The sequence below is a fragment of the Mycobacterium sp. smrl_JER01 genome (assembly GCF_048513595.2).
Lineage (GTDB): Bacteria > Actinomycetota > Actinomycetes > Mycobacteriales > Mycobacteriaceae > Mycobacterium.
In genome coordinates, this window is sequence record NZ_JBLXXK020000005.1 from 29,792 (window position 1) to 41,801 (window position 12,010).

Here is a 12,010-nt window from a genome sequence, read left to right on the forward strand (position 1 = left end):
CCTGACAGGGATTCGGGATGAAGCTTGGTTGGCTGGCGCGAAGGACTAGATTCCGACGGCGGACATCAGGGCATCGCGCGAGGCGGCAGGTAGATTGGCCAGCATCGAGGTGAGCCGACGAACATCAGGGTTGTGGGCGAGTTCAAGCCAGTCGAGTTCGGCGTCGAGCGCCTCTCGGTACCGGCTCCCAGGGTCAGTGAAATACTCCCTCTCGATTCCGAAGAAAGCTGCGATCAGCTCGACCGTGGACTCAGACGGCCGGCTACGCGCACCTGTGCGGAGCTGCGACAGGTACGGTGCCGAGAGTCGAAGACCCCTGCCCGCCGCCCACTCGACCAGCTCCATGCTGGTGTACGCGTCACGTCCCGGCGGGTAGATGGTGTCGAACAGCCGATTCAGTTGATCAGCAAAGCTTTTAGACCTCACTGTTTCTGGTGCCGTCATGCGGGATCTCCCTTCCTTTCTGTACTGCCGGTGCTGTCGCTGTGACAGTCCGGCTGGTCCGCCGAACCACCACTTCGAGGTCTGCGTCGTCACCAAAGGCGGCGATCATCCGCTGAAGCACGTCGCCCACATGGTTGTATTGCGCTGCATGGCTGCTGAATTCGCCTCCATCGGTCAGATCGCTGTGGTATCTGACGACTCGTGGTGGCTGACCGGGCTTGTCGCCATTCGTGTCGTAGATGAACCGAGTCCGAATCGATATGACGGCAGGTGCAGTGCGGGTGTGTGACACCCGATCCTCGCGTTGTGGTCGGTCGCCGCCCCCGCAGTTAGCCATGGTGTGCTGACCCGGCGCGGTCGGTACCGCGGGCCATCGGAGGGTGCCGACGGCGGTGAGCGACACGGGCAAGGGCGGTGTAGGCGACGGTGGTGACGGTCGCTGCTACCAGGTAGGCGGCGACAGCGCTGATCATGAGCCGTCGCGAGTGTGGGTGGCTCTGTCCGATGTCGAGGACAGATCGACTGGTAGGTACGGCTTTTCGTGTGAACCGGGCTCGAAGGTGTCGATGCAGCGGCGGATATGCGCCGCCCCAGCGCGCAGCCGACGGGACACTTCCCACGCCCCGAACAGGACACCGCCGGTGCCGACTACCCACGCCACCGTGGTCAGGATCATGATGCGTCTCCCGACTCCTTGTTCGAGCTGGGCGCTGCGGTACGCGGTGATAGACCACGGGAGTCACCGGTCCGGCGGTCTGCGTGATCGCGGGCGTCCCTGGTAAGCCGATCCAGGGTGGCACTCGTCGCGGTACGCGGTGTCCGTCGGGCAGCGTCCTCGGTCGGGTCGCTGTCGCGGGCTTCTTCGCTGCGGCCGTCGGCACCGTCGCGCCCCAGCTCGGCGGCCGAGTCCGTAGGTGGGGCTTCTGCGGCGATGCCCGGTCTGTGGGCGCCGTCTTCGTCGGTGGATGCGTCCTGATCCGCCTGGTCGGTCACGCGTGTTGCTGTCTCGGTGTCGGTCTGGTCTATGGAGTCGATTACTCCAGGTTCAGCCGTCTCCACACTGGGCCGTTCGTCGCTGTCGGTCGACTCTGTGGTCACTATGTCTGCGGGTCCGGAGGCATCGGCATCGATGCCCTCGATCGCCCGAACCGGCCCGGCGGGTAGATCCCCCTCCACGGCTGCTGCGCCTGTCTCGGTGGCCGACTGTTTGGACAGATCCGTTGGCTGTTCGGACTGCTCGTCGTCGGCGGTCGTCGGGGATGTCGGCGGTAGTGCACGGATCACCACGCCCAGCATTGCCTCCATGACCGGGGTGGCGGCGACGGCAACCTGGGCAACTACCGCTGACACGGCGTTGGCCACCGCGGTAAACGCGCGCCGCAGCGGGGCCGGCATCAGGCTGTAGATCACCGCGATTGCGGCGTTCGGAATCACCATGGCCTGGTTGGCCAGTCCAAAGCCGACAGAGGCCAGTTGTAGGTAGAGGTCGCGGGCGGCCGACATGCGCGGCGCGGTGTAGTCGGGCAGCTCTCCGAGACCGGCCTGGGCGATAAGATCGGCAAGCACGTGGGCGGCGAGCTTCGGTTTCCCGTTCGACGTGAAGAGACCAAAGTTGAACTCGTGGTTGAGGATTCCTGACTGGGTATCCTGGGCGGTGTACACGAATGCTGGACCGGTGTACGGCAGCCGGGACCACGCGGTGAGGAAATCGCGCAGTAGTGCGGCCTGCTCTGCCTGGGTCACTCCCCAACCCGGGGTGGTCGCGGTGCCGTACTCGGTGGCCCAGATCTTTTTGTCTGCGTCACCGTTGGCAACCATCAGCTCATAGAGCGCCTTGACCTGCTCCAGCGGAGTGTTGAGAGTGCCTGCACCCTGCGAGAACGGCAGCGTGAAGTGGTAGGGATGATAGGACAACGCGTCGAAGTACCCGCCAGCTCCGGCCTCATACATCTGAGCCAGGAATCGCTGCGGTGTCACCGAGATTCCGCTGACATCGGTTGTCGCACCGAGTGATCCGGCAAGTACGACAGCATCGGGGTTCGCGGCTTTGATCGCGGTGTAGGCCGCTTTGAGCATCTGGGTATAGCCCGCCGCGCTGACCGGGGCGTAGAAGATGACTCCATTCGGTTCGTTCCAGACTTCATAGCTGGCGATCTGCGACCCGTAGCGGGCCGCGACCGCACCAGCGAACCCGGCATAGGTATCTGGATTGGGGGCGCCCGCCAGCGGAAACCCAGCCCACGTCGGGGTGGCCGTGACCGCGCCGGTCAGGGTGAATCCCATCTCACGGGCCGTGGACACCAAGGCATCCATCTTCGACCAGTCATAGGTGCCGGCGGCCGGCTCGATGTACACCCAGGGCACGGCGATCCGCAGATCAGACACGCCCAGGCCGCGAAGCTCGGTCAGCCGGGCGGCGAGGTCATCGGGATCGAGGTTGTAAAGGTGTGAGTCGGCTACACCGAATGCTGTTGTGGCGGTGCTTGTTTCCGACAGTAGCGAGATGGCTACCTGCTGGACTGGGCGTGTCTGCTCGACGGTGGTAGCGGTTGCCGGTGCGGTGGTCAGCACCGAGGCCAGCGTGACGGCTGCGACGGTGCCTGCGGCGATCTTGGCCCGCAGCAGCGGAGTCGAAGTGGTCATTGTTGGGTCCCCCGCCCAGAAAGTGATTGTTGACGGGGACGTTAGCAGTGGTGCCAGCATGTTGACAACGCATCATCTGCGAATCGCCCAGATTGGCTACGCCCGCGGCTTAGGCCGGGTTGAGTTCCGCGCGGGTGTCGCCCTGCAGGTCGGCTGCGAGTGTCGAGAGCCCCCGCGAGATCGCGGCCGCATTGCGGCGCTGCCCACGCCCCACCCCTGGCAGGCTCTCCATGGCGACAATGATCTGCCTGGATGCCGTCTCTATACTGCTGATTTGGCGTTCTGACGCACCCGATGCGCTTTCGGTGAACGCCTCATTCGCCACGTGGGCCAGCGCGAGTGCCGCCGCCGCGAGGTCGAGGGCGCGGGCCGCGGCCCGATCGGCTGCTCCATCCTGGGAACGGAATTTGACAGACATGACCACCCCCTTGCTGGCGTCTGACCAGCGGAGTGTATCAAGTGTATTGGCTACACGTCTTTAGATCTTGATGGCGGCATGTAGTTCGGCCAGCTGTCGCACCGCGTCAACGAGGCTGTCCCGTCCGTCCTCATCCGCCAGGTCCCGAACCGCTGCCGACAGGGACTCCATCGAAATCTCCAACTGTTCACGAATGCGAGCGTTCTTCGCGCCCCGAGAGGGACCGGGCATCGCCGCGACAGCCTCGAACGCCACCTCGGCGAAGCGCACCACAGCTTCGGCACATAACACCAGCGCTTCGGTGGGGCCCACTTCGCCGTGGCTCATCGCTGCGTCCAGCTCGGCCTCGGACGCCCCGTACATCTGGGCAAGCATCGGCACAACCGATCGCGGAGGCCGATAACGGCCCGTCTCCCAACCCGACACGGCGGCCGGAGCCACCCCTAGTGCTTCGGCCACCGCGTGCTGGGTGTACCCCGCCACCATGCGAAACAGCTTCAAGGTCCACGCCTGACGCTCGGGCAGATCTAAATAGTCTTCGGGCGTGCCCCCTAGCACCTCAACGATCTTCACCAGAAGCTCTGTGGAGGGTGCACTGCGGCCACTGCGGACCGCGCCCAACGTCGTGCGATGAACCTCAAGCCGCGCGGCGAGCTCTTTCCACATCAGCCCGGTCTGTTCGGCGCGCAGGGTGAACTTGGCCGCTGAGAACACCTCCGCTGTCGAATCGGCCATCCCGAAACGGTAGCAAGGGCGACCCTGGCGCCTCTGTCCACAACGGTGCCACGGTCGGACCTATCGAGGATCACGACTGACTGGCCGGTCATGCACTCAGGGCCCCGGCCCCTGTTTCCGATGATCCGTCCGGCCCCAGCTGTGCCCGCGTCAGTAGAACTACGCCTGGATAAGAAAAAGGACGCGGACATCGCGTGCCTGCCCGCGTCGAGCCCGTCGCCGCTTTAGGCGTAGCGAATGGCCAGTTCAGGACCATTTTTACGTTGACTCCCCCTTATCTTAATGGTAGGCTATAACCATCCACTTAGAAAGGTAGGCGCGTTATGTCCACCCTCACCGTGTACACCAAGCCCAACTGCGTGCAGTGCACCGCGACGTTCAAGGCGCTCGACAAAGCGGGCATCACCTACGCGAAAATCGACATCAGCGTCGATGCCGAGGCCCGCGACTACGTGATGGCCCTGGGCTACCTGCAAGCCCCCGTCGTGGTGGCCGGCGATGAGCACTGGAGCGGCTTCCGACCTGACCGCATCAAGGCCGCCGGCAACCCTGCGGTATCCGCGCCCAATGCAACGGCACTGACCGCATGAGCACCCACCGCCACCGCCTCGTCAGCCCGTGCGCATGCGCCCCACGCTGACACCCGACCAACGCCACCTCCTGGCGTTCGTCGGTAGATCATCGGGCGGCGCGCTCCTGGATGCATTCCTCGAGGAACGCGCACTGCGATCCCTGCTGGCCCGCGCGGGTGGCGCCAGCGGACCGACCGCCCCCCATGGCGCACCCGACTGGATGACCAGCTACTGGACCGTTGGATCAAAGTTCATCAGCCCCGGCTCCGGCCTCCCGCGTATCACCGTCACCGCCACTCAAATTCAGAGACACGGCCAAGCTCTGCCAACCGCGCTGCGCCGCGAGATTGACGAGCTACGCACAGCCACTCGGGAAGAGCAGATGCGCACATGGCAGTGGTGCCGCTGCCCCTACGCCCGCACGGCCCGCAACGCCCACAGTGGACCGTGCCCCCGCTACCACCCCTCAGAAGACGAGGACCGCGAGCATTACCGCCGCACCAAAGAGCTGCGCGAGCAGACCGACGCCCTGCTGCGCCGCGTTCTCGACCTCGATGCCGGTGCTCAGCTCGACCTGTTCGACCAGCTGATCTAACCGCCAAACCCGCCCAAAGTGGATGGCCATCACCATCCACTATGTGGTAGGCTATAGCCATCACCCAATGTTGAGAGGACCACCCCCATGCTGACGATCACCGACCTCTACTGCGGCGCAGGAGGCTCCACCGCTGGCGCTGTGATGATCAACAACGTCGTCGCCACGGTCGCCAGTAACCACTGGGACAGGGCCATCGAAACCCACAGCGCCAATCACCCTGACACCGACCACATTCAGGCCGACCTCTCCCAGATCGACCCGCGCCTGTTCCCCACCACCGACCTGCTGTGGGCCAGCCCGAGCTGCACCAAACACAGCATCGCCCAAGGACGCAAACGTCAAGACGCCCAACCGGATCTGTTCGGCGAGATCCTCCCCGAGGCCGCCGCCGAGCGTTCCCGCGCCACCATGTGGGATGTCGTGCGCTTCTCCGAGTACCACATGTACCGCGCCGTGATCGTGGAGAACGTGGTCGACGTGGTGTTCTGGCCGCCGTTCCAGGCGTGGCGCATGGCAATGGAATCCATCGGCTACGTCGGCCAGATGGTCTACCTCAACAGCATGCATGCGCAGCTGCTCGGTCGCGGCGCCCCCCAGTCGCGAGACCGCTTTTATGCGATCTTCACTCGGGCCGGCGATCCCCGCCCCGACGTCAAGCGGATCGTGTCGCCCTACGCGGTGTGCCCCGACTGCGGACCCGTCCGCGCCGTCCAGAGCTTCAAGCGCACCGACCGCGCACCGTGGGGAAAGTACCGCGCCCAGTACGTCTACCGCTGCCCCAACGTCGCGTGCCGCAACCAGGTGATCGAGCCGACCTACCGCCCGGCCGCCGACATCATCGACTGGTCGCTGACCGGCACACGCATCGGTGAGCGCACCCGCCCCCTGGCCGACAAGACCATGGCCCGCATCGCCGCCGGAATCCAGCGCTACTGGCAGCCCATGCTGGTACCCGTCGAGGGTCGCGACCGCAAGAACGCCGCCCCGGTCGACCAGCCCACACGGACCATGACCACGCGCAGCGAGACCGCGCTGTTGGTCCCGACCGGAGGCACCTGGCGCAACGAAGCTGTCGCGGTCGATCAACCCATCGCCACCCGAACCACCCGCGAGAACGACGGCATCGCCTTCGCGCCCTTCATCGCCGAACTCCGCGGCGGCTCCAGCGATGCCCGCTGCACCACCGAAGCGCTCTCCACGGTCACCGCATCCGGCAACCACCACGGCCTGGTCTACGCCCCCGTCACACGCGGCGACGTGTTCCACGGACGATGGAACCCCACCGAGCCCCGACCCCTGATCACGAGCTACTACGGCAACGGCGGCAGCACCCCTGCCGACGACGCCCTGCCCACCGTCACCACCGTCGAGCGCCACAGCCTGATCACCCGCGGACCCGCCCCCGCACCGCCACAGCACATCGACATCAACGACGTGTTCTTCCGGATGCTGGAGCCCCGCGAAATCACCGCCGCGATGGACTTCCCCACCGACTACCGCATGCTCGGCACCCGACGTGAGCAAGTCCGCCTGGCAGGCAACGCCGTCACCCCACCGGCCGCCCGCGATCTCGTCGGACTCGTCGTGGAAACGCTGACCGGCGAACCCGCCACCGTCACCACCTGACAGGCCCGCACTGCTGGGAGAACGCGCCGTCTCCCGGCAGTGCATCACCCGGCCCCGCCCCGACCCCGACCCCGACCCCGATCGAAAGGAGTGTTCCGATGACCGAACACCACGCCGCCGCCCCTGGGCGCCCCATCGGCCTCCCGCTGACCGCCGCCCGCATCCACGCCTACCGACGTGACGGGATCACCCCCACCCATCATCAGCAGCGGCCTGAGGCCCACAACCCCTTCTACGCAACCGAACTGGGGGACGTGAACCTGTGGACGCCCAGTGGACCCCGCCTGATCGCCTACAGCACCGACTTCGATCCGCTCGACCCTCACGCCCGCGCCCGCGACATCGCCGCCCGCCTCAACCACCACCTGGCGAGCCTTCGCTGACCTCCGCGACCCCGCGCGAACAGAGCACACAGCGGCGGGCTTCACTGCGCCCCGTGCGCGACGGCGTGGTACCCGTTGGCCGCGCGCCTGCGGCGCGGTTGCCCGCCTCGCGGCGGACAGATCCGTAGCCCCTCACCTTCACACCGTCAGCAGGGGGCGCAGCCTAATCGGCCGGGGGCCCCGACCGGTCAACCCACACCAACGCCGACCTACACAGGCCGAGTGACCTTTTCGGCCCTACCAAGCTCGCTGCCGCTCGCAGGCCGAAAACCCTGCTCCACCCGTCGCCGGCTCTTCGGGGTTGACCGCCCACCCTCAACCGATTGACCGCACCCCAGCGCCGACCGGCGCACCACCACGTCACACCACGAAACGGAGAACCATCATGACCATCCCCACCACCACCGCAGCACTGGCCTACGCCCGCGCCGACATCCACGCCGCCGTCGCCGCCGCCGACGATCCCCACCGCCGCCGCCAATACGCCCTCTCGGCCCGTGACTACGCCGTCACCGTCCTCCTGGCCAACGACGCCACCGCCGACCAGACCCGCCACGCCGACTACTACCTCACCGACGCCGAGGCCTTCATCGCCACCACCGCCGACCACTAGGCCAGTCCCACGCCACCGCCTGCGGGACCGCCTACCCAGGGCCGGTCCCGCAGGCCATCGCGCGGGAGTACGACCCTCCGCGGCTCACCACAGACGAGGCTGGCCGCCCAACAGCGCCGCCTCCACCGCTGCGCCATCCCAGCCAGAACGCACCGCCGCACGCAAAGCCAGCGCCTGCTCCCGCCGCGCCTTCACCCCCGCCTGGCGCGCGATCACCGCAGGCGATCCCCCGCCGCGCCGCGCCCGCGCCATTCTCTCCATGTTCTCCCGCTGCGTCCCACCGACCACATGAGGCCGAACCCCACCGCGCAACTCCACGGCAGTGATCACTCGAACACACATCGGCACATCACACTCGTGCAGCGCCCGCACGTACCCATCGAGTGCCGCACCGCCTGCAGCCACTGCAAGGGCATACCGCGGTGGCCGCACCATGCGCAGCCTGCCGTCGCGGCGAATCGCGAAGGCTGGCAAACGGCACATATCGGGAGGCTGCACTATTCCGGCATCCACGGCGCCTTCTCTGCGGAAACACCCTCCAGGACTCAGCTGCTTGTAATGCCTTGTCACGCTACGACTTCGACCTTGCGAGTGAGTAGAGCGTCGAGCAGTGCGGCCCGCACATCCCGAAGTCGGCTTACCTCAGCTTTGAGGCTGGCGACCGCCGTGGTAAGCGGTTCCAGCTCATCGACGATGGCCCGTTGGTCGTCGATGCTCGGCAGCCTGATCCGCATGGCCTTGGCTCTGGTGGCTCCTATGTGCAGGATGTTTACGCCGGGCGGGCAACTGTTGCGGAACGCGCCAGATTCGTAAGCCCACAGGCACCAGTGTCTGACGAATTCCGGCGTGGTTACGTTCTTAATTGCGCGGTATCTCAGGAGAGTGTTCTGGAAACATACCGCTCCTTCGATCTCTCCGTTCCAAGCGGCGGGCATGCCAACCGCGTCAGCACCTGCGCTGCCTTCGGACACTAAGACGTCGCCGACTTCGAGCGACAGTCGCGCGCGCTCGTTTTCGTTGAAGTCCATCTCCATCACGTCGTCGAGGCGCAGCTCGTCGTGTCCGATATTTGCTGAACGCAAGTACTTGGTCATCGATGGCCCCGTGGCGCGTTCTGGGGAGCGCTGACGGCCGAGCCGGATTTCGAAGGCTTTCTCTGCCATCACTTGAGAGTGCCTGGGGTCGTTGGTGAGCACCTCGCGGCGCATGACGAGCAGCGCGGCGAGGCAATTGGCTTCGCGCTCGGTAGCTGCGAGCGCGTCATCGACTGCGGCGACGGTTTCGACGATCCTGGACTGGGTTCCGGGTGGTGGCAGGATCGCGGGTAAGTCCAGAAAGTCTGGAATCCTGAGGCGGTTGCGACTGACAGCCGTGGCTCCGTCTGACTTCATCAGCGCTTCCTGGGCGAACGACGGCGATGAGCAGTACAGCGCGAGGTACTCGGGGGTCGCGAGCTCGCGGTCGACGTCGAACTGGGGGAACTCGTTAGAGGCGATGAGGTGGGCGAACTCGTCGGTGACGACTCCAAACGATTGCTTCCATGCGAATAGCTTGCTGTAGACCACGGTCCCCGGCTTCAGCTGGTAGTAAGACTCCCCTTTAATGTCAGAGCGTCTCCCCGGTTTGGCGAACAGCCCTAGGCCGTACCAACGAATCCCAAGAGTGCTGACCTGGTCCTGGGGAGCGTGGACTGCTCGCGGCGGCTTGTAGAGCCTCAGGACCGCGCGCATGGGTTTCGTTGTCCAGCCGCTTTCACGCATCAAAGCCCCCGATACCTGCGCGGGTGAGCACCTCGGACATCTTCACGACAGCCTCTTCGCGCAGCGTACGGGCCTCCTGGTAGTCGGCGACTGCGGTCTCCCAGTCGTGCTCCTCAGACTTGGGCCAGGGATTCGGCCTAACCCCGCGGCAATTGAGTTGGCCCGCCGCGTCATAGATAAGCGAACGCCAAGATCTGGCAGCCTCGTCCTCGGAACGGTCGCGGATCGCCCGTTCTGCGGTCTCAGCGATGCCCGTCCATCGTCCGGTGTCACGTCGGCCGGCACCTGACCGGACTTGGTGACCGTCGTCCTCCATATCCATGAAGGTGACCAGAGAGTCAGGGGCATGGCCGTTGCTGGTCTTGGTGAACCCAAAGATCGAGGTCTTCACCCCGCGCTGCTGCTCGAAGAACAGCTGCTGCGGCATGTCGATGACGAAGTCCAGCCTTGCTCGGGTCAGGATCTCGCTGGCAGCCTTTGTGTCTTTCGAGAGGGTGTTGACGGGCATGATGATGATGAGCCGGCCGCCTTCCTCAAGATACTCAATCGCCGACATCGTGAACTTGATCGGATTATCGGTCTCGTATGGGGGATTGATGATGCATTTCGAAGGGCCAAGTCCGTTGATGTAGTCCCGGAAGTCCTCATCGGCGTCGGCAATATGGAAGGTCTTGCCACGGGTCACCAATGAGTCACGGAATATCAGGTTGGATCGCCCATCTCCGTGCAGAAACATGTTGCTGCACGCGAGTGCGAATAGCACGGCATCGACTTCGATACCCACAAGTTGAGTGTTGTGGATTTTGTCGATACGCCTCTTCGACCCGCCCGCCTTGGCGACCAATTGCTCCATTGCCTCCATGAGGAAGCCGCCTGAGCCCATGCACGTGTCGAGGACCACGTCGTCGCGGCCAAGTTCGGCGAGGTCCACCATGAGCTTCTTGATGTGGTCGGGGGTGAGGATGATGTTTTTGTTGTCCATTTTCCCTGCACGGGACAGGAAGATCTTGTACGCACGCCCGAGAAGGTCGTGTTTGGTCGACTCCTTCGAAGGCTGGTGCACGCGATCGTCGATGTCGGTAATGATCTGCTTGTACTCAGGAAGTGGAATGTCGATCGTCTTGACGAAAGCAAAGCGATCCTCCCAGTCGATTAGTTTGGACTCGGAGTTCACCTTCCTTATGAGTTGGCGAGTGACTGCCTGGACGATCTCGTCGTTGAGGTAGCGGGCCCTGACCATGCGGGGGTCGTCGGGCGCCACCTGTGACTTGTACACGCTGCGGAACTTGGAGTCGTCGAGCGCGATCATCAACGCCGAAAAGAACAGGGATCTGTCCGTGTCGCGGACACGCGAGTCCTTATGGAAGCGCTCATTGAGGTTCACCAAGAAGCGGCGTAGCTCGGCGTCTGATAGCGGATCACCATGGGCCAAGACGTTGTAGTGGCGGGTCAGGGTTTTTAGGTCAATCAGCCCCCGCAGCCCCTCGATCTCCTCAGTGAGATCGGTGTCACCCTTGCGGAAGAAGTAGGTGGCCTTTAGGGATCGTTTCGTCTGGCCGGAGACGGCGATCCCAATGATATCGGCGTGCGGGACAGCGTTGTCGGCCATGTAGTTTCGAACGTCGACTTCCGCCGCGCCGTGATTGGTCTTCGGACCGGGATCACCGGACTTGGCCTCGACGACAATGAGCCAGCCCCCCTCCATCTCCTTGAAGAAGTCCGGGTACCCGGAGTCGGTCGACCCGTCGCGTTTGGAATGGAATCCGAAGTCCTTGGGGATGTCGCGCTTCTCGACGAACGTCTCGGCTCCGTGGAAACCTCGAAACAGGTTCTCTGTCTTACTCTCGGCCATCCACTGCCCCTTCTGATGCTTAACCCAGCGGCGTGCTCGGTGCCGTCCCCGCTCGATCGGTGACAATATCGGTCGACCGCGGGCTCAGCTGGTAGCCGGTGCTCGATGCTCCCAGATCGCGACGTTCTGGTGGTTCCTGAGGGCCGTTCGCCGCCGCTCTGAGACAGCACGGGCCAGAGGACAAAACTGACCTTAAATGCGTCTCGTCGATCGATCTCCGATAGCTCTTCCAGTTCGGGGCCATCGAGGAGGACGGCGTTGGGGAGCCCGCGGAGGGGTGGCGGGCCGCCCATGATGGCCCACTTCTCCGTGCGCCGCCTCGCCCACCAGCTCTGTAGCGGCGACAGTAGCTCTGAGGTTCGGCGG

Annotated in this window: 13 protein-coding genes; 5 read left to right on the forward strand and 8 right to left on the reverse strand. The window is 64.7% G+C overall.

Features of this window, described 5'->3' with window-relative positions; translation table 11 throughout:
* Nucleotides 1–45: 45 nt before the first annotated feature.
* The 5 genes from ACNUDN_RS31570 to ACNUDN_RS31590 form a co-directional block, all read right to left on the reverse strand.
* Nucleotides 46–444 carry a transcriptional regulator gene (locus ACNUDN_RS31570; RefSeq protein ID WP_419125668.1) on the reverse strand — a complete coding sequence of 133 codons (399 nt, stop codon included), beginning with the start codon at nucleotides 442–444 and terminating at the stop codon, nucleotides 46–48.
* 469 nt (nucleotides 445–913) lie between these two features.
* Complete coding sequence (locus ACNUDN_RS31575) at nucleotides 914–1,120, reverse strand: hypothetical protein (RefSeq protein WP_419125669.1); 207 nt, start codon at nucleotides 1,118–1,120, stop codon at nucleotides 914–916.
* Nucleotides 1,117–3,087 carry a cellulase family glycosylhydrolase gene (locus tag ACNUDN_RS31580; protein WP_419125670.1) on the reverse strand — a complete coding sequence of 657 codons (1,971 nt, stop codon included), beginning with the start codon at nucleotides 3,085–3,087 and terminating at the stop codon, nucleotides 1,117–1,119. Before ACNUDN_RS31580 ends, ACNUDN_RS31575 begins: the two co-directional genes overlap by 4 nt.
* A gap of 109 nt (nucleotides 3,088–3,196) precedes the next feature.
* Complete coding sequence (locus ACNUDN_RS31585) at nucleotides 3,197–3,505, reverse strand: hypothetical protein (protein WP_419125671.1); 309 nt, start codon at nucleotides 3,503–3,505, stop codon at nucleotides 3,197–3,199.
* A gap of 60 nt (nucleotides 3,506–3,565) precedes the next feature.
* On the reverse strand, nucleotides 3,566–4,240 hold the full coding sequence (locus ACNUDN_RS31590; protein ID WP_419125672.1) for a helix-turn-helix domain-containing protein: 675 nt from the start codon (nucleotides 4,238–4,240) through the stop codon (nucleotides 3,566–3,568).
* A 323-nt stretch (nucleotides 4,241–4,563) separates the two neighbouring features.
* On the opposite strand from ACNUDN_RS31590, the gene nrdH reads away from it, so the two are divergent.
* The 5 genes from nrdH (at nucleotide 4,564) to ACNUDN_RS31615 (ending at nucleotide 8,032) form a co-directional block, all read left to right on the forward strand.
* Nucleotides 4,564–4,830 carry a glutaredoxin-like protein NrdH gene (gene nrdH / locus ACNUDN_RS31595; protein WP_419125673.1) on the forward strand — a complete coding sequence of 89 codons (267 nt, stop codon included), beginning with the start codon at nucleotides 4,564–4,566 and terminating at the stop codon, nucleotides 4,828–4,830.
* Between the two features lie 34 nt (nucleotides 4,831–4,864).
* Nucleotides 4,865–5,407 carry a hypothetical protein gene (locus ACNUDN_RS31600; protein WP_419125674.1) on the forward strand — a complete coding sequence of 181 codons (543 nt, stop codon included), beginning with the start codon at nucleotides 4,865–4,867 and terminating at the stop codon, nucleotides 5,405–5,407.
* An 87-nt stretch (nucleotides 5,408–5,494) separates the two neighbouring features.
* The gene (locus ACNUDN_RS31605; protein ID WP_419125675.1) at nucleotides 5,495–7,036 is read left to right on the forward strand and encodes a DNA cytosine methyltransferase; all 1,542 of its coding nucleotides are present in this window, start codon (nucleotides 5,495–5,497) and stop codon (nucleotides 7,034–7,036) included.
* A 98-nt stretch (nucleotides 7,037–7,134) separates the two neighbouring features.
* Entirely contained in the window at nucleotides 7,135–7,419 is a 285-nt protein-coding gene (locus ACNUDN_RS31610) for a hypothetical protein (RefSeq protein ID WP_419125676.1), read from the forward strand.
* A gap of 385 nt (nucleotides 7,420–7,804) precedes the next feature.
* Entirely contained in the window at nucleotides 7,805–8,032 is a 228-nt protein-coding gene (locus ACNUDN_RS31615) for a hypothetical protein (protein ID WP_419125677.1), read from the forward strand.
* Between the two features lie 84 nt (nucleotides 8,033–8,116).
* Here the strand turns inward: ACNUDN_RS31615 and ACNUDN_RS31620 are convergent, their stop codons facing one another.
* The 3 genes from ACNUDN_RS31620 to ACNUDN_RS31630 all read right to left on the reverse strand — a co-directional run bounded on the left by ACNUDN_RS31620 (nucleotide 8,117) and on the right by ACNUDN_RS31630 (nucleotide 11,644).
* Nucleotides 8,117–8,362, reverse strand: a complete 246-nt coding sequence (locus ACNUDN_RS31620; RefSeq protein ID WP_419125678.1) for a hypothetical protein — start codon at nucleotides 8,360–8,362, stop codon at nucleotides 8,117–8,119.
* Between the two features lie 236 nt (nucleotides 8,363–8,598).
* On the reverse strand, nucleotides 8,599–9,597 hold the full coding sequence (locus ACNUDN_RS31625; RefSeq protein ID WP_419125679.1) for a restriction endonuclease subunit S domain-containing protein: 999 nt from the start codon (nucleotides 9,595–9,597) through the stop codon (nucleotides 8,599–8,601).
* Between the two features lie 187 nt (nucleotides 9,598–9,784).
* Nucleotides 9,785–11,644, reverse strand: coding sequence for an HsdM family class I SAM-dependent methyltransferase (locus ACNUDN_RS31630; RefSeq protein ID WP_419125680.1), 1,860 nt, complete (start codon nucleotides 11,642–11,644; stop codon nucleotides 9,785–9,787).
* Nucleotides 11,645–12,010 lie beyond the last annotated feature (366 nt).